At 72.9% G+C, this 16,690-nt stretch carries 15 protein-coding genes; 4 read left to right on the forward strand and 11 right to left on the reverse strand.

The features are described from left to right. Positions 1 to 134: 134 nt before the first annotated feature. Together nusA and rimP are read right to left on the reverse strand one after the other, a co-directional pair. Positions 135 to 1,109 carry a transcription termination factor NusA gene (gene nusA, locus BJZ21_RS12275; protein WP_179664012.1) on the reverse strand — a complete coding sequence of 325 codons (975 nt, stop codon included), beginning with the start codon at positions 1,107 to 1,109 and terminating at the stop codon, positions 135 to 137. Beyond that, positions 1,109 to 1,624, reverse strand: a complete 516-nt coding sequence (rimP, locus tag BJZ21_RS12280; RefSeq protein ID WP_179664013.1) for a ribosome maturation factor RimP — start codon at positions 1,622 to 1,624, stop codon at positions 1,109 to 1,111. Before rimP ends, nusA begins: the two co-directional genes overlap by 1 nt. 151 nt (positions 1,625 to 1,775) lie before the next feature. Here rimP and BJZ21_RS12285 point away from each other — a divergent pair, with 151 nt between their 5' ends. Then, positions 1,776 to 2,303 (forward strand): hypothetical protein, encoded by a 528-nt coding sequence (locus BJZ21_RS12285; RefSeq protein ID WP_179664014.1) that lies wholly within the window; start codon positions 1,776 to 1,778, stop codon positions 2,301 to 2,303. After that, positions 2,300 to 2,734, forward strand: a complete 435-nt coding sequence (locus BJZ21_RS12290; protein WP_179664015.1) for a DUF4439 domain-containing protein — start codon at positions 2,300 to 2,302, stop codon at positions 2,732 to 2,734. The genes BJZ21_RS12285 and BJZ21_RS12290 overlap by 4 nt, the downstream gene beginning before the upstream one ends. A gap of 153 nt (positions 2,735 to 2,887) precedes the next feature. Here the strand turns inward: BJZ21_RS12290 and BJZ21_RS12295 are convergent, their stop codons facing one another. Then, on the reverse strand, positions 2,888 to 3,601 hold the full coding sequence (locus BJZ21_RS12295) for an HAD-IA family hydrolase (protein WP_179664016.1): 714 nt from the start codon (positions 3,599 to 3,601) through the stop codon (positions 2,888 to 2,890). Beyond that, the gene (locus tag BJZ21_RS12300; protein WP_179664017.1) at positions 3,594 to 5,360 is read right to left on the reverse strand and encodes a proline--tRNA ligase; all 1,767 of its coding nucleotides are present in this window, start codon (positions 5,358 to 5,360) and stop codon (positions 3,594 to 3,596) included. The genes BJZ21_RS12295 and BJZ21_RS12300 overlap by 8 nt, the downstream gene beginning before the upstream one ends. An 89-nt stretch (positions 5,361 to 5,449) precedes the next feature. Between BJZ21_RS12300 and BJZ21_RS12305 the strand changes: the two genes are divergently transcribed. Then, positions 5,450 to 6,436 (forward strand): hypothetical protein, encoded by a 987-nt coding sequence (locus BJZ21_RS12305; RefSeq protein WP_179664018.1) that lies wholly within the window; start codon positions 5,450 to 5,452, stop codon positions 6,434 to 6,436. 70 nt (positions 6,437 to 6,506) lie between these two features. Here the strand turns inward: BJZ21_RS12305 and BJZ21_RS12310 are convergent, their stop codons facing one another. Genes BJZ21_RS12310 through BJZ21_RS12320 form a run of 3 tightly spaced genes read right to left on the reverse strand, consistent with a single transcriptional unit; the run spans position 6,507 to position 9,867 of the window. After that, positions 6,507 to 7,352 carry a GNAT family N-acetyltransferase gene (locus tag BJZ21_RS12310; protein WP_179664019.1) on the reverse strand — a complete coding sequence of 282 codons (846 nt, stop codon included), beginning with the start codon at positions 7,350 to 7,352 and terminating at the stop codon, positions 6,507 to 6,509. A 59-nt stretch (positions 7,353 to 7,411) separates the two neighbouring features. Then, positions 7,412 to 8,587 (reverse strand): alkaline phosphatase family protein, encoded by a 1,176-nt coding sequence (locus tag BJZ21_RS12315; protein ID WP_343052116.1) that lies wholly within the window; start codon positions 8,585 to 8,587, stop codon positions 7,412 to 7,414. Beyond that, on the reverse strand, positions 8,584 to 9,867 hold the full coding sequence (locus BJZ21_RS12320) for an alkaline phosphatase family protein (protein ID WP_343052117.1): 1,284 nt from the start codon (positions 9,865 to 9,867) through the stop codon (positions 8,584 to 8,586). The genes BJZ21_RS12315 and BJZ21_RS12320 overlap by 4 nt, the downstream gene beginning before the upstream one ends. Before the next feature lie 144 nt (positions 9,868 to 10,011). On the opposite strand from BJZ21_RS12320, the gene BJZ21_RS12325 reads away from it, so the two are divergent. Further along, positions 10,012 to 11,649 carry a GAF domain-containing protein gene (locus tag BJZ21_RS12325; RefSeq protein ID WP_179664022.1) on the forward strand — a complete coding sequence of 546 codons (1,638 nt, stop codon included), beginning with the start codon at positions 10,012 to 10,014 and terminating at the stop codon, positions 11,647 to 11,649. On the opposite strand, the gene BJZ21_RS12330 is transcribed toward BJZ21_RS12325, so the two are convergent. From BJZ21_RS12330 to dxr, 4 genes are all read right to left on the reverse strand, one after another. Beyond that, positions 11,581 to 12,546, reverse strand: coding sequence for a universal stress protein (locus BJZ21_RS12330; RefSeq protein ID WP_179664023.1), 966 nt, complete (start codon positions 12,544 to 12,546; stop codon positions 11,581 to 11,583). The two genes, BJZ21_RS12325 and BJZ21_RS12330, sit on opposite strands and share 69 nt — an antisense overlap. A 385-nt stretch (positions 12,547 to 12,931) precedes the next feature. Continuing rightward, positions 12,932 to 14,083: a flavodoxin-dependent (E)-4-hydroxy-3-methylbut-2-enyl-diphosphate synthase gene (gene ispG, locus BJZ21_RS12335; protein WP_179664024.1), complete on the reverse strand. Its 1,152-nt coding sequence runs from the start codon at positions 14,081 to 14,083 to the stop codon at positions 12,932 to 12,934. A 31-nt stretch (positions 14,084 to 14,114) separates the two neighbouring features. Beyond that, the gene (locus tag BJZ21_RS12340) at positions 14,115 to 15,476 is read right to left on the reverse strand and encodes a M50 family metallopeptidase (RefSeq protein WP_179664025.1); all 1,362 of its coding nucleotides are present in this window, start codon (positions 15,474 to 15,476) and stop codon (positions 14,115 to 14,117) included. Beyond that, entirely contained in the window at positions 15,473 to 16,582 is a 1,110-nt protein-coding gene (dxr, locus tag BJZ21_RS12345; protein WP_343052119.1) for a 1-deoxy-D-xylulose-5-phosphate reductoisomerase, read from the reverse strand. The genes BJZ21_RS12340 and dxr overlap by 4 nt, the downstream gene beginning before the upstream one ends. Between the last annotated feature and the right edge of the window lie 108 nt (positions 16,583 to 16,690).

Here is a 16,690-nt window from a genome sequence, read left to right on the forward strand (position 1 = left end):
GTTTGCCGCCAAACCGCAGATCCAGGTGGCAGCCCCACGGCGACCGAGCCCACCCCGCGGCCGCCGCTCGCTGCGCTCGCCGGGCTCGTGGGCAGGTTCAGGCAGTGCGGCTTCCGCCGAGTCGGCGCTCCTCGTCAGCCTTCGGTTGCCTCGTCGCTCCGGATGTCGATGCGCCAGCCGGTGAGGCGGGCGGCGAGGCGGGCGTTCTGGCCCTCCTTGCCGATGGCCAGCGAGAGCTGGAAGTCCGGCACGACCACGCGCGCGGACTTCGCGGCCGCGTCGACGATCTCGACCGAGGACACCCGGGCGGGCGAGAGTGCGTGCGCGACCAGCTCGGCGGGGTCCTCGGACCAGTCGACGATGTCGATCTTCTCGCCGTGCAGCTCCGACATCACGTTGCGGACCCGCTGTCCCATCGGGCCGATGCACGCGCCCTTGGCGTTGACGCCCTGTGCCCGGGTGAACACCGCGACCTTGGTGCGGTGGCCGGCCTCGCGGGCCAGCGCGGCGATCTCGACGGTGCCGTCGGCGATCTCGGGCACCTCGAGCGCGAAGAGCTTCTTCACCAGGTTCGGGTGGGTGCGCGACAGGGTGATCTGCGGGCCGCGCATGCCCTTGCGCACCGAGACGACCAGGCACTTGATGCGGTCGCCGTGCTGGTAGCGCTCCCCGGGCACCCGCTCGCCGGCCGGCAGCAGCGCCTCGATCTTGCCGAGGTCGACCATCACGTCGTCGGGGTTGCGACCCTGCTGGATCACCCCGGAGATGATGTCGCCCTCCTTGCCGGAGAACTCCCCGAACTTGATGTCGTCCTCGGCGTCGCGCAGCCGCTGCAGCATGATCTGCTTCGCGGTCGTGGCCGCGATCCGGCCGAAGCCCTCGGGCGTGTCGACGTACTCACCGACGACGTTGCCGTCCTCGTCGACCTCGGCCGCCAGCACCGTGACGTGCCCGGTCTTGCGGTCCAGCTGGACGCGCGCGTTGTCCCGCGCGCCCGGGGTCTTGTGGTACGCCGTCAGCAGCGCCTGCTCGATCGCCTCCACCAGGACGTCGAAGGAGATCTCCTTCTCCCGCTCCAGCATCCGCAGGATGCTCAGGTCGATGTCCATCAGGCGTCCTCTTCCTCGGTGTCTTCAGTGCGGGCGCCGGAGCCCGGCTTGCGGTTGAACTCGACCTGGACGAGGGCCTTGGCGACGTCGGCGTACGCCACGTCCTGCCGGTGGCCCGAGACGTCCAGGGTGGCCTTGTCCTCGTCGCTGTCGAGGATGCGGCCGGTGTGGCTGGAGCCGTCGGCCAGCGTGACCTTCACCAGCCGGTCGGCGTTGCGGCGCCAGTGGCGCGGAAGCGTGAGCGGACGGTCCACACCCCGGGAGGTGACCTCGAGCGTGTAGGGCTGCTCCCCCATCACGTCGGAGCTGTCGAGCACCTCCGAGACCTTGCGGGTCGCGTCGGCCACGTCGTCGAGGGTGACCCCGCCGTCCCTGTCGACGGCGACCCGCAGGACCCGGCGCTTGCCGGCCGGAGAGATCTCGACGGCCTCCAGATCGAGGCCGAGGGCGCTCAGGGGGTCGACCAGCTCCTGCTCGATCCGGTCCCGGACGGCGTCCTGCCTGGCACTGCTCACGGGTGCGACCTCCTTGTGCTGTTGTCGAGGAACCACGATAGCCGCTGGTCACCGCCCGGTTCATCTCGCCGGAGCCGGCCGGGGACCACGCCCACGGCGTACGTCGTCCTCCGCGGGCCCCCGGCCGGCCCGCGGCGATAGGGTCGGCGGCGTGTCCGACCACCGCCACCGCACCGCGCCGCCGGCGCTCGGCCGCCGGACCCTCGCCGCCGGCCTGGTCCTCGGGGTCGCGGCCGCCTCCGGGTGTGATGCTCATCGCGGCGGGACGGCAGCCGCCCCGGGCGTGTCGGCGACGCCGGATCCGGACCTCGCGCTGGTCGACCGGGTCACCGGCCAGCTCACCGAGCTGCTGGGCCAGGTCAACGCCCTCGAGGCGCGCTTCCCCTCCCTGCGCTCCCGGCTGCGACCGTGGCGCGAGCTGCACACGGCCCACCTCCAGGCGCTCGACGCCCCCGCGCCGGTGGACGGCGGCGGCGCGCCGGGCGACGCCACGGCGCGCACCCCGGCCGCCGCGTGGCACGAGCTCACCCGGCACGAACAGCTCGGGCGACGCCACCTCGCCGACGCGTCCGTGGCAGCCGCGAGCGGCAGCCTGGCGAGGGTGCTGGCCGCCATGGCCGCCGGCGCCGCCCAACGGCTCGCCGCCGACGCGCAGCACGGGAAGGTCGCGGCCGCGTGAGCGAGATCGAGGCCCTGCAGGCCACGCTGGCCGCGGAGCACGCCGCGGTCTACGTGTACGGCGTCCTCGGTGGCCAGACCACGCAGTCCGGGGAGCCGGCCCTCTTCGCCGCGGTCACCAGCGCCTACACGACGCACCGGGGCCGCCGGGACGTGCTGACCCGGGACCTCACCGACCTCGGGGCGGACCCGGTCGCGGCCGCGGCGGCCTACGACGTGCCGGCGCCGCTGCGCGCCCCCGCCCAGCTGTGCCGCGTCGCGCGCGACGTGGAGGACGCCTGCGCGGCGACCTACGCCGCCCTCGTGGCGAGCACCACCGGGCACCGGCGCCGCTGGGCGGTGACGGCCCTGGAAGACGCAGCGGTCCGTGTGCTCGCCTTCCGGGGAACTCCCGAGATGTTCCCCGGAGCTGACGAGTACACGGACCGCTGAGGCCGAGGCTGGAGGTCGGCCGGAAGGATCTCGCCCGACGTGGGGGGACTGACGATCTCCTGTGCAAGATCATGCAGCAGCGGCCGGTTCAAGGGCGAGATCCGCTCCCCCTCATGATTTCGCATTGCAGGAACCTGCAACCGGGCCCGCAGGTCAGGCCCAGCCGGCGACGACCGCCAGGAGGTCGGAGAGCCGCTCGACCACCGCGTCCGGTTCGCCCTCGGTGTGCCCGACCTGGTTCGCCGGGATCGCGCTGTGCGGGACGTGGACCGCACGCAGCCCGGCGTTCCGCGCACCCCAGATGTCGTCGTAGAGCCGGTCCCCGACGTACACGCAGCGGGCCGGGTCCTCGACGCCCACCGCGGCCATCGCGGCCGCGAACGCGTGCGGCGACGGCTTGGTCCAGGAGATCTCGCTCGTGTAGACGTCCCCGTCGATGAGGTGCAGCACGCCGTCGCGCTCGAAGAAGCCGCGGTGCCACTCCCGCGGCCAGATGGTGTTCGAGAGCACGCCGACCTTCAGGCCCTCGGCACGCAGCGCCTCGAACAGGGGCCCCACCTCCGGATCGGTGGCGGTGTGCGGCTCCCAGAACTCGTAGTAGGCGTCGAGCAGCTCCGGGTCGTGCTCGAGGCCGGCCGCGTCGAACAGGTCGCCGAGGCCCGCGCTCCGGTGCTGGTCGCGGCTGCGGCCCCAGACCACGTCGCCGGCGGCGTGCAGCCGCCGCGCGTTGACGTGGTGGTCGTGCTCGGAGTTCACCACGGCCCGGGCCAGCGCCAGCGACTCGGCGTGGAAGTCGATGTCGTGCCACTTGGTGAGGGTGCCGCCCCAGTCGAAGATGACCGCCTCGACGCCCCGGCCCTCAGGCACGCACGCGCCTCACCACGTGGTCGACCAGGTGGTCGGCGGGCACCTCCTGCCGCTCCCCGGTGGCCCGGTCCTTGATCTCGATCGTGCCCTGGGCCAGGCCCTTGCCGACCACGACGATGGTGGGCACGCCGAGCAGCTCGGCGTCCTTGAACTTCACGCCGGGGCTGACCTTGGGACGGTCGTCGTAGAGCACCTCGACGCCCTGCCCGGCCAGCTCGTGCGCGACCCGCTCCGCGACCGCGAAGACGTGCTCGTCCTTGCCGGTGGCGACGATGTGCACGTCGGCCGGGGCCACCTCGCGGGGCCAGGCCAGGCCCAGCTCGTCGTGGGTGCCCTCGGCGATGGCGGCCACGGCGCGGGACGGGCCGATGCCGTAGGAGCCCATCGTGACGGTCACGAGCTTGCCGTTCTCGTCGAGCACCTGCAGGTCCAGCGCGTCGGCGTACTTGCGGCCGAGCTGGAAGATGTGGCCCATCTCGATGCCGCGCGCCGCCTCGAGGGTGCCCTCGTCGCAGCTGGGGCAGGCGTCGCCGTCGCGGACCTCGGCGGCCTCGATCGTGCCGTCGGGGGTGAAGTCGCGGCCCGCGACCAGGTCGATGACGTGGCTGCCCTCGACGTCGGCGCCGGTGACCCACCGGGTGCCCTCGACGACGCGCGGGTCGACGAGGTAGCGGATCCCGGTGGCGTTCTTCTCCCCCAGCGCGCCGGGCCCGATGTAGCCCTTGACCAGCGCGGGGTGCTTCTTGAACTCGGCCTCGTCGAAGGGCTCGACCTCGATCGGCTCCAGCTGGCCCTCGAGCCGCTTCTGGTCGACCTCACGGTCGCCGGGGAGGCCGATCGCGATCGGCTCGCGGGTGCCGTCGGGGTGCTTGAGGGTGACCAGCACGTTCTTCAGGGTGTCCCCCGCGGCCCAGGGACGGTCCTCGCGGGGGAACTTCGCGTTCAGGAGGCCGACCAGCGAGTCGATGGTGGGCGTGTCCGGGGTCGCCTCGGCGTGCGCGTCGGGCACGCCGTCGTACGACTGCGGGGCGGGGGCGCGCACCTCGACCGCCTCGACGTTCGCGGCGTAGTCGCACCGGGTGCAGCGGACGTAGGTGTCCTCACCCACCGCGGCCTTGGCCAGGAACTCCTCGGACTTCGATCCGCCCATGGCACCGGAGGTCGCCTTGACGATGACGTACTCGAAGCCGAGCTTGTCGAAGATCCGGATGTAGGCGTCGCGGTGCTTCTGGTAGCTGGCCTCGAGGCCCGCGTCGTCGACGTCGAAGGAGTAGGAGTCCTTCATGACGAACTCGCGGCCGCGCAGCAGGCCGGCCCGGGGCCGCGCCTCGTCGCGGTACTTGGTCTGGATCTGGTAGATCGACAGCGGCAGGTCCTTGTACGACGAGTACAGGTCCTTGACGACCAGCGTGAACATCTCCTCGTGGGTGGGCCCGAGGAGGTAGTCGTTGCCCTTGCGGTCCTGGAGCCGGAACAGGCTGTCGCCGTACTCGGTCCAGCGTCCGGTCGCCTCGTAGGGCTCGCGGGGCAGCAGCGCGGGGAACGACAGCTCCTGGGCACCGATCGCGTCCATCTCCTCACGGATGATGTTCTCGATCTTGCGCAGCACCCGGAGGCCGAGGGGCAGCCAGGTGTAGATGCCCGGGGCGGCGCGCCGGATGTAGCCCGCCCGGACCAGGAGCCGGTGGCTCGGCACCTCGGCGTCCGCGGGGTCCTCTCGCAGGGTCCGCACGAACAGGCTCGACATCCTCAAGATCATGCGGGCAAGGCTAGCCGTGGGCCCCGCGGCGCCGCGAACCAGTTCCGCCGCGACCGCAACCTTCCCGGCCGGCGGCTCGTCATGCAGGTATGAAGCGTTCGTTCGCCGCCGTCGCGGCCGCCTCCGCCACCCTGCTCCCCGCCCTGGTCGTCGGCCTGGTCCTCGGCCTCGCGGCGCCGGCCGCCGCGGTCCCCGACACCCGCTTGCGACCGGGCGCGCTCGAGCGCGGCCCCGACGTCACGATCCCCCACATCGAGGGGACGACCGTCGTGGACGGCGACACCCGCATCCGGGTGCCCGCCGGCCAGGTGCGGCTGCTGGGCACCTCCGGCCCGGCGTACGTCGTGGGCGCGAGCGACAGCTCCGGCACCGACCACTTCCGCGTGCTGCGGCTCACCGCGTCCGGCGGCCGGACCGTGGTGCTGCGCGGCGTGCCGATCTGGGACACGTGGCTGTCCGGTGACGGCGCCCGGCTCGCCTGGGCCGACCAGGGGCGGCACCGCACCGGGATCCGGGTGTGGGACAGCCGCGACGGCCGCCTGGAGGCGCACCGGCGCTTCCTGGGTGCGGTAAACATCCTCGACTTCGCCGGGACCCGGATGGTGCTGGGCGGCTGGGGCCCCGACCGCACCTTCTGGTGGAACACCGGCACCGACGGGACCAGGCGGATCGCACAGCGTCCCGGCTATGCGGCGAAGATCAGCGCGGACCGGGTCGCGACCTACGACCGCGACCCCTACGACGGCGGCTGCTCGGTCGTGTCGACGCTGCGGGGGCGCGACCGGGTGTGGCGCTCGTGCGACGAGCGGGTGCAGGTCTTCTCGCCGCGCCACGGCCGGATGGCGACGATCCCGATCCTCGCCGACGGGCTCGGCGCCCGGGACACCTGGGTGCGCGCCGCGGGCGGCCGGCTGCTCGCCCACTACTCCGCCCGCTACTTCGGGCTGCTCACGTGGGAGACCGAGAAGGCGCTGCTGCTCGACACCAACGGGGCTCGCAAGGCCGCCACGGTGCGGTGCGTGGTCGCCGACTGCGAGCGCGCCTCGGCGTTGCGTCCGCTGCCCGACCTGCGGTGACCCGGCCCGCGGGGATCCGGCCCGGTCCCCGGAGTCTCGGAGCACTCCCGGAGCAGAGAGGGAGCCCCGGTCAGAACATCACGGTCGCGAAGCGGGCGGTCTCCCGGAACCCGACCTTCTCGTAGGCGGCCCGGGCGGCCTCGTTCCACTCGTTGACGTAGAGCGAGACCACGGGCGCGATCTCCTGGCGCACGAACTCCGCCACCGCGGCCATGCCCGCGGTGGCCAGGCCCTCGCCGCGGCGGTCGGGCGGCACCCAGACGCCCTGGACCTGGGCGGCGTACGGCGTGGCGCAGGCGACCTCGGCCTTGAACACCAGGCGGTCGTCGTCGAAGCGCGCGAACGACCAGCCGCGGCTGACCAGCTGGGTCACCCGGGCGCGGTAGAGCTCCGCGCCCCCGCCGTACTCGGGTGAGAGCCCGACCTCCTCGGTGTACATCGCCACGCAGGCCGGGTAGAGCTGGTCCAGGTCGGCGCGGGTGGTCCGGCGTACGCCGGCGTCGGGGCGGACCGCCGGGGTGGTCGCGATCTCCAGGTGCGGCTGATTCCAGCGGATCTCCCGCGGAGCGCCCCAGGCATGGGCGACCTCGTTCCAGAACACGCGCACGGCGTCCTGGGGTCCGACGATCGTCGAGACGGAGCGGCCGCGCACCAGGGCCCGGTCCGCGAACGCCCGGGCGTCCGCCGGGCGCGCCTGCACGGGCACCAGGTTCGCGCCGACGTGGCAGGCCGCCACCAGCCGGCCGTCCTCGAACCGGCCCCACATCTCACCCCCCAGCCAGCGCGGCTCCAGGGTCGTGGTGCGAGCCCGGTGGTCGGCGAACACGTTGACCACCGGATCCCGCTCGGCGAGGTGCAGGAAGTCGTCGAGGTCCGGCGGCCCCAGGGGGCGCACCCCGTGGCGGGTGGTCAGCACGCCGCGAGCCTACGCGGCACCCGGCCGTGGCGGCAGCAGCGATCGGCCCGGCCGCGGCCTCACTCGTTCCAGCCGCTGTTGTAGACGTCGAGCCCGAACCGGTCCAGGCCGTCGGCGCGTGCGTAGCCGAGCTTGCGCAGCCCGAAGACCTCCTCGATCGAGGCCAGCAGGGAGTAGTGGTTGTAGGGCGTCGTGCTCCACGTGTGGGGGTGCACGAACGGCGAGATCGCCAGCGCGCCGATCCGGCCGCCGCCCGGTCCGGCGATCCCCGGCGCCGGGCTGTTGGCCGACGCGCCCTCCCCGCAGCAGGCGCTCGCGTCGCTCTGGGGGCCGTCGGACTCGTCGGCGGTGATGACCAGCAGGCCGTTGCGGCGGAAGGCGGGAGACGCGAGGATCCGCGGGATCCACCGCTTCATCCAGGCGTTGACGCCCTTCAGCCCACCGGGGCCACCGTCCGCGCACGTCGCGTCGTGGCCGTCGTGGCACAAGTCCGGCGTGACGTAGGTGAGGTTGCGGGTGTGCCGTGCCTTCGCGAGGTCGTGGGTGAGCCGGCTGAGCGGCACCACGTGCCGCTTGCAGTAGGTCGGGCGGTCGACGATCGAGGAGAAGTAGACGAACGGGTCGTGCCGGGCGGCGTACTGGCTCGTGGCGCTCGCCTGCTGGGTCCGGTCCCGGGTGTCCGGGGCCGGGTGCTGGCAGGGGCGCGCCATGTCCTCCATGTAGCCGCGCCAGGTCAGGTCGTGGCGGGTCAGCTGCACCGGGAGGCTGGCCACGCCCTTCGGGAAGACGCAGCCGGTCCCCTGGGCCTGGCCGGGCGCGACCGTCCCGGTCTGCACGAACGTGGAGAAGACCTGGCAGTCGCCCTGCATCTGGGGGTTCGGCCCCTGGCCGGAGACCTGCGCGACGTAGTTGGGCTGCGAGTTGTGGGCGGTGCCGTAGTAGTTGTTCATCAGCACGCCCCGGCGGCGCAGGGTCCGCGCGAGGTACGGCGCGGCCGAGTCGGGGCCCCAGGTCTCGTCGTAGCCCTTGTTCTCGATGTTGACGACGAAGACATGCCGGATCGGCGGCACGTACCTCGCGGTGGCGGCCCGGGCCGGCGCCCCGGAGGCCCGCGGCGCCGAGGGCGAGCCGGGGTGCGGCGCGGCGACGGCGGGCGGCAGCACCAGGGCGGCCACGGTGAGCAGCAGGAGCAGCAGCGGCAGGCGGTGCCCGGTCGACGTCCTCACGGTCCTCACTGCGGCAGCCTCCATCCCAGTCGGGTCGCGAGCTCCCTCAGCTCCGACCACTCAGCGCGTTCCGCGGCGGACTCACCCTCCCCCGCCGTGCACCCGGTCGGCACCACGGGCGGCACCTGGTAGGTGGTCGACGAGAGGTCCGGGCCACGCTCGAAGTCCAGGACCTCGGCGATGTTGCGGGCGTGGCGGTCCCGCGGCGTGAGCGGCTCCAGACCCCAGCGCCACTCGATCATCCGCAGGATCGACGTGTGGTCGTAGGTGTGGTGCGCGACGTGGCCGCGGCGGGCCAGCGGGGAGATCAGCACCGCCGGCACCCGGAAGCCCCGCAGCGACATCTTCCTCCAGGCGTCGGGGGCGTGGGCCGGGGCGACGTGGTCGTAGAAGCCGCCCCACTCGTCGTAGTTGACGACCAGCACGGTCTTCTCCCAGCCCGGACCGTTGCGGACGGCGTCGTACACCTGGTTGAGGAAGTGCTCCCCGGCCCGGATGTCGGCGTGCGGGTGGTCGTCGCTGGAGGTGCCGGACCCCTCGTCGGTGAACTGGGGGTCGACGAACGACACCGCGGGCAGGGTGCCGGCCGCGGCGTCGGTGAGGAACTGCGCGAACGGCACCGAGATGTCGAGGTGCTTGTCGTACCAGAGGGCCGTGAACGGCACGTCGGAGAAGTAGTAGCGACCGGTGACGCCCTGGCCGGCCAGCCGGTCCCAGATCGTCGGGAGGGTGCACTGCGCGGTGCTGTTGTGGACCCGGTCGGTGCGCGCCGCGTGCTGGTAGAAGCGGTTGGGGTAGGTCTCGGCCATGGTCGCGGCGAAGTAGCGGTCGAAGGTCGTCCAGTCCCCCGCGGCCCGGCCGAGGAAGGCCAGGTCGTCCTGCTCGTAGTAGCCGATCGCCAGCAGGTCGTTCTCCCCCGAGCGCAGGAAGCCGTCGCAGCGCCCCCGGTCCAGCTGGATCCGGCCGCCCTCCCAGGAGTGGTCGGGGTCGGCGTAGCCGCAGCTCGCGAAGACCTCGAGGTGGTGGGTGGGATGGACCCGGCCGTACCGGTCGCGGAACCTCAGGCCGGCCTGCCTGCCGTCCGCGCCGGGCAGCCAGCCCAGGAAGTGGTCGAAGGAGCGGTTCTCCATCATCACGACCACCACGTGCTCGATGCCGGAGTGGGCGGGGTCGGGCAGCGGAGGGGCGGCCGCCTGCGCCTGGTCGGGCCACCACCGGCCGGCGGCAGCCGCGACGACGAGTCCCGAAGCCGCGGCCGTACCCAGCAGGTCTCGTCGCGAGAGCGTCACGCCCGCACTATCCCGGATCGCCGCGCCGCCGGCCACCGCCCGATCCCACTGTTCACCGGCCCGTCACCCGCATGCCGCCCGATTGTCGCCCGGCCGTCGGCGAGCACGCTGCCCGCCCGACTGCTCCTCGTCTACCCTCGTCGCGTGGAGGGTGAGCGCGGGGACGCCGTGGTGCCTGAGGGCGACCTCAGCGTGCTGCTACGGGTGCAGGCCCGGATCTCGAGCGTCCTGGACCTGCCGACGGTGCTGCGGCGGGTCGTCGAGGCCGGCCTCGAGCTGACCGGCGCCCGGTACGGCGCCCTGGGCGTGGTCGCGGCCGACGGGCGGGACCTCGAGCAGTTCGTCCACGTCGGGATGGACGCCGCGACGGTCGAGGCGATCGGCCATCTCCCCGAGGGCAAGGGCCTGCTCGGCGCGCTCATCGACGACCCGCGGCCGATCCGGCTCGCGAACCTCTCCGAGGACCCTCGTTCGAGCGGCTTCCCTGCCGGGCACCCCGAGCTGCGGGGCTTCCTGGGGGCGCCGGTGCGGATCCGCGACAAGGTGTTCGGCAACCTCTACCTCGCGACGTCGGAACCCGGGGCGTTCACCGAGCGGCACGAGCAGCTGGTCGTCTGGCTGGCGAACGTCGCGGGCACCGCGATCGAGAACGCCCGCTTCTACGACACCGGGCAGCGTCGGGAACGCTGGCTGCAGGCCTCCAGCGACACCACGCTGCGGATGCTCACCGGCACGCCGGTGGAGATGTTCGAGTCCATCGCCCGCAGCGTGCTGGAGCTCTCCGAGGCCGACGTGGTCACGGTCATCCAGCCCGCGGCGGACGGGGAGTCCCTGGTCGTCGAGGTCGCGGTCGGCGCCGGGGCCGAGGAGCTGATGGCCTCGTCCTACCCCAGCGCGGGCACGCTGACCAAGCACGTGCTGGAGACCGGCACCCCCGTGGTCGTGGACAGCACCCGCGACCGGCTCCCCCAGCCGCTGAGCGTCTACCTGTCCGCGGTGGTGCCGGTCGGGCCGGTGATGGTCCTGCCCCTGGTCGGCACCGTCACGGCCAAGCCCCGGGGGGTGCTGATGGTGGGCCGGCTGCGGGGGCGCCGTCGCTTCGACGACGACGAGGTCGACATGGCCAGCGGCTTCGCCAACCACGCCTCGATCGCCCTGGAGCTGCTCGAGGCACGACGCGACCAGCAGCGGGTGCTGCTGCTCGAGGACCGCGCCCGGATCGCCCGCGACCTGCACGACCACGTGATCCAGCAGCTGTTCGCCGCCGGCATGGGCCTGCAGGGCGTCGCCGCAGGCCTCGCCGGGCAGGAGGCCGCCCAGGTGGAGCGGATCGTCGGGCAGGTCGACGAGGCGATCCGGCAGATCCGGTCCTCGATCTTCCAGCTCACCCCCCAGCGGTTCAGCGGCCAGCTGCGCAAGGCGGTGCTGGAGGCCGCGGCCGAGGTCACCCCGGCGCTGGGGTTCTCCCCCGACGTCGGCTTCAGCGGCCCCGTCGACCTGCTCAGCGACCCGGACCTCACCGCGGACGTCGTGGCCGTGGTCCGCGAGGGCCTGACGAACATCGCCCGGCACGCGAACGCCTCGGGTGCCCAGGTGCTCGTGTCGGGCACCACCGAGCAGATGACCGTGACCGTCACCGACGACGGGGTCGGGCTGGGCGAGGTCGGCCGGCGCAGCGGGCTGGACAACATCCGGCGCCGGGCGAAGCGCCGCTCAGGGACGCTCTCGTTCGAGGACCGCGCTCCCGGCACCCGGGTCACCTGGACCGCTCGGGTCGGTTGAGGTCGGGTGGGCCGGTACGACGGCCACCGAGCAGTGGGCGTGCTCGGCCACGGCCCGGCGTACACCTCCCAGCCCCCACGGCCCGGGACCGTGGCGCGGCCGGCTGCCGAGCACGACGAGGCCGGCCGCCTCCGACAGCCGGGTCAGGTGGCCCACCGCGGGGCCACGGACCAGCTCGCTCTCGACCCGCACGTGCGGGTAGCGGTCGGACAGCGCGGCCACCTGCTCGGCCAGCACCTTGCCCTCCGGGGTGTCCCCGGTGACCGGGCCCTCGTGGACCCGGTGGTGCCCGCCCACCTCGACGGGCAGGCACCGGGTCACCGTCAGCGGCGCACCGTGACGGCTGGCCTGGTCGAAGGCGAAGCCGACGGCGGCCTCGGCCTGGGGCGTGCCGTCGGTGCCCACCACGATCCACCGCCGCCCGACCGGCTCACCCCGCTCGTCGTGCTCACCGCGGACCACGAGGACCGGGCACGGCGCGTGCTGGGAGACCCACAGGCCCACGGACCCGAGCAGCAGGTGCCGCATCGTGCTCCGCCCCCTGGAGGCCAGCACCAGCAGTGAGGAGCTGCGGCCGCACTCCGCGAGCGCCTCGCGGGCGTCGAGCGTGCTCCACACCAGGGTGACCCGCACCTTCGGCGCCTGGGCACGGGCGAGGTGGCCGGCGTGGTGCAGGACCTCCTCCGCGGCCTGGTCCAGCGCCTCGGTCAGCTCCAGCGGCGGCACCATGGCGCCAAGCGCGGAGTAGACGGTGGGCCGGGGGTCGTAGGCGTGCACGATGCACAGCGGACGGTCCTGCAGCTCGGCCTCGCGCACCGCCCGGTGCAGCGCGACCAGGCTCACCTCGGACTCGTCGACACCGACCGTGATCGCACCGCTGGGGACCTCGCCTGCCATGGGCTCACCCTTGCGGTCCGGCCTGCGGACCGGCAGCGGCGGACGGCACGGCGGCCGCGGGACCAAGGGCCCGGTTGCGGCGTCGCGCGGGGGCGTCGCTGCCCCCGGCCACCGCCCGCCGTGTCCGCCCGATGCCGCTCCCGGGTGTACGCACGTGCGTACACCGCGGAGCGAGGCCCGGGGCGCCGGGACTCCGACTGCGGCGTCCCCCGAGGCGACGTTCGGTTGCCTCGCCGGCTCGCGGCTGACAGCCGCCGCATCCACCCGGTGCCGCTCCCGGGTGTACGCACGTGCGTACACCGCGGAGCGAGGCCCGGGGCGCCGGAACCCGGGGTTCACGCCATCGTGGTGGGCGGACCCGCCCGACCGTGGCGCCGGCGAGCCGTCAGGAGACGGTGACCTTGGCGCCTGCGCCGTCGACGGACTCCATGCCCTCGGCGATCCGCAGGGCCTCCTCGATCAGCGTCTCGACGATCTGCGACTCGGGGACGGTCTTGATGACCTCGCCCTTGACGAAGATCTGGCCCTTGCCGTTACCGGAGGCGACGCCCAGGTCGGCCTCCCGGGCCTCGCCGGGGCCGTTGACGACGCAGCCCATGACCGCCACGCGGAGCGGGACCTCCATGCCCTCGAGGCCGGCGGTCACCTCGTCCGCCAGCTTGTAGACGTCGACCTGGGCGCGGCCGCAGGAGGGGCAGGAGACGATCTCGAGGCGCCGCGGACGCAGGTTCAGCGACTCCAGGATCTGCAGGCCGACCTTGACCTCCTCCACCGGCGGGGCGGAGAGGGAGACCCGGATGGTGTCGCCGATGCCCTTGCTGAGCAGCGCGCCGAAGGCGGTCGCGGACTTGATCGTGCCCTGGAACGCCGGCCCGGCCTCGGTGACCCCGAGGTGCAGCGGCCAGTCGCCCCGCTCGGCGAGCATCTCGTAGGCGCGCACCATGACCACCGGGTCGTTGTGCTTGACCGAGATCTTGAAGTCGTGGAAGTCGTGCTCCTCGAAGAGGCTCGCCTCCCACACCGCGGACTCGACGAGCGCCTCGGGGGTGGCCTTGCCGTACTTCTCCAGCAGCCGCTTGTCGAGCGAGCCGGCGTTGACGCCGATGCGGATCGAGGTGCCGTGGTCCTTCGCGGACCGGGCGATCTCCTTGATCTGGTCGTCGAACTTCCGGATGTTGCCGGGGTTGACCCGGACCGCGGCGCAGCCCGCCTCGATCGCGGCGAAGACGTACTTGGGCTGGAAGTGGATGTCGGCGATGACCGGGATCTGCGAGTGCTGCGCGATCTCCGCCAGCGCGTCGGCGTCGTCCTGGCTGGGGCAGGCCACCCGCACGATGTCGCAGCCGGCGGCGGTCAGCTCGGCGATCTGCTGCAGCGTCGTGTTCACGTCGGCGGTCAGCGTGGTGGTCATCGACTGCACCGAGATCGGGTGGTCGCTGCCGACGCCCACCTTGCCGACCTGGATCTGACGGGTCCGGCGGCGGGGCGCGAGCACGGGCGGCGGTGCCGCCGGCATGCCCAGGTTGATCTCGGTCATGCCCCAGAGGCTACCGGCCGGCACCGCACGCTCACGAGGAGAGGTGGAGGGGTACGACGAGGTCGCCGACGATCAGCACCACGCCCATCACCAGCAGGCAGGCGGCCACGGCGTACGCGATCGGGAGCAGCTTCGCCACGTCGACGTAACCGGGATCGGGACGCCGACGCAACCGCGCGAGGCCCCGGCGCAGCGCCTCCCAGAGCGCGCCCGCGATGTGCCCGCCGTCCAGCGGCAGCAGCGGCACGAAGTTGAACATGCCGATGAAGAAGTTGAACCCGCCGATCAGCGAGGCGAGGAACACCGCCTTCTCCGCCAGCGGGAAGCCCTGCGCCGAGACCGTCTCGCCGGCCATCCGGCCGCCGCCCACGATGCTCACCGGGCTGTCGATGGACCGCGGGTGCACCCCAGCGATCGCCTCGGCCACCCCCCACACCTTCACGGGGAGGGTGGCGAGGGCCTTGACCGTCGTGACCGTCATCGTGCCCATCTGCTGGAGCGTGAAGAGCGGTCCGCCCTTGGTGACCACCTCATGGGTGGTGGGCGAGACGCCCAGGAAGCCCACCTGGTGCAGGGTCATGTCGGTGTTCGAGGTCGGACGGGCCTCGACCGTGGTGCTGGTGGTGCCGGACAGCTCCTTGCCGTCGCGCCGGTAGCCGATCACCGCGCGGCCGTCGGAGTTGCCGCGGATCAGCGCGCGCAGCTGGTCCCAGCCGGTGACCTTCGTGCCGTTGAAGCTGGTGATCACGTCACCGGGCCGCAGCCCCGCCTCGGCCGCCGGGCTCACCGGGTCGCTCGGCCGGCAGCGGGTGCGGTTGTCCTCGAAGGGGATCACGCATCGCGACACCGAGGAGATGACCGGCTGGCCCGGGTCGGCGACCGCCTCCCGGGTGCCGTACGTCGCGAAGACCGCCCAGAAGATCGCGAAGGCGATCAGGAGGTTCACCGACGGGCCGGCGGCCATCACGATGACCTTCTTCCACCACGCCTTCTTGTAGAAGAGTCGGTCGCTGTCCTCGGGCCCGATCGTGTCCCACTCCGCCGCACGCGCGTCGGTGATGAGCTGGGTGAACATGCCCGTGTTGGACTTGCGCACCCGGACGACGGTGTTGCCCTCCGCGTCGTGGGTGACCTCATCGGCCACGCCTTCCGCCCCCGGCGGGAGCATCCCGACGATCTTGACGTAGCCGCCGAGCGGGATCGCCTTGACGCCGTACTCGGTCTCGCCGACCTGCTTGCTCCACACGGTGGGGCCGAACCCGACGAAGTACTGCGTCACCTTCGTGCCGAACGCCTTGGCCGGGATCATGTGGCCGAGCTCGTGCAGGCCGATCGACGCCAGGATGGCGAAGGCGAAGATCAGCACTCCCAGCGTGTAGTAGACGGCGGTCATGAAGCCCCTTCGATCCGGCGGTCAGCAGCGCTGCGAGCCCATCCGTCAGCGTCCAGGACGTCCTCGACGGAGAGCCGCTGCTTCGAGGGTACGGCGTGTTCGGCGAGCACGGCGGCAACCGTGGGCACGATGTCGGTGAAGGCCAGCCTTCCGCGGCGGAACGCGTCGACGCACACCTCGTTGGCGGCGTTGTAGACCGCCGGGGCGGTGCCGCCGCTCTCCCCCGCCCGGCGGGCCAGCGACACGGCCGGGAACGCCTCGTCGTCGAGCGGGAAGAAGTCCCAGCTCGACGCCTTCGACCAGTCGCAGCCGGGTCCGGCGTCGGGGACGCGGTCCGGCCAGGCCAGACCCAGCGCGATCGGGATCAGCATGGAGGGCCACGACGCCTGGGCGATCGTCGAGCCGTCGTGGAACTCGACCATCGAGTGGATCATCTGCTGGGGGTGCACGACGACGTCGATCCGGTCGAACGGGACGCCGAACAGCAGGTGCGCCTCGATGACCTCCAGGCCCTTGTTGACCAGGGTCGCGGAGTTGATGGTGATGACCGGGCCCATCGAGAAGTTGGGGTGGTCGAGGGCCTGCTCCGGGGTCACGTCCGCGAGCTCCGCGCGGGTCCGGCCTCGGAACGGGCCGCCGCTCGCGGTCAGCACCAGCCGGCGTACCTCCGCAGGGCTTCCACCGCGCAGGCACTGCGCGATCGCGGAGTGCTCGGAGTCGACCGGGACGATCTGGCCCGGCTTCGCTCGTTCGAGGACGAGCGGGCCTCCGATGATCAGCGACTCCTTGTTGGCCAGCGCCAGCGTGTTGCCGGCATCCAGCGCGGTCAGCGTGGGGCGCAGGCCCACCGCGCCGGTGATCGCGTTGAGGACGACGTCGCAGGCGAGGCCGGCCGCCTCGCAGGAGGCGTCCTCGCCGAGGCCGTGCACCACGGGGCGGAACTCCGCCACCTGCTGCTCGAACAGCTCGGGGTTGCCGCCGCCCGCGGTCAGTCCCACGACCCGGAACCGGTCGGGGTTGGCGCGCACCAGGTCCAGCGCCTGGGTGCCGATCGACCCGGTGGAACCGAGGACGACGATCGAGCGGGGGCCGTGGGGAGAGCTCACCGGTCCATCCTCGCAGGCCCCCGACCGCCTTCCGTCGAGGCACCGGGCCGGCGCCGAGAGGACGGCCGTGGCGGCCGGGAATACGTCGCCCCACCGCCCCTGCACAAC

Source organism: Nocardioides panaciterrulae (assembly GCF_013409645.1).
In the GTDB taxonomy this organism is placed as follows: Bacteria; Actinomycetota; Actinomycetes; order Propionibacteriales; family Nocardioidaceae; genus Nocardioides; species Nocardioides panaciterrulae.

Coding starts and splice junctions, on each gene's coding strand:
- ispG (WP_179664024.1), bottom strand. CDS start 14,083: ATGACCGAGATCAACCTGGGCATGCCGGCGGCACCGCCGCCCGTGCTC.
- nusA (WP_179664012.1), bottom strand. CDS start 1,109: ATGGACATCGACCTGAGCATCCTGCGGATGCTGGAGCGGGAGAAGGAG.
- BJZ21_RS12340 (WP_179664025.1), bottom strand. CDS start 15,476: ATGACCGCCGTCTACTACACGCTGGGAGTGCTGATCTTCGCCTTCGCC.
- BJZ21_RS12330 (WP_179664023.1), bottom strand. CDS start 12,546: ATGGCAGGCGAGGTCCCCAGCGGTGCGATCACGGTCGGTGTCGACGAG.
- BJZ21_RS12300 (WP_179664017.1), bottom strand. CDS start 5,360: ATGATCTTGAGGATGTCGAGCCTGTTCGTGCGGACCCTGCGAGAGGAC.
- BJZ21_RS12305 (WP_179664018.1), top strand. CDS start 5,450: ATGAAGCGTTCGTTCGCCGCCGTCGCGGCCGCCTCCGCCACCCTGCTC.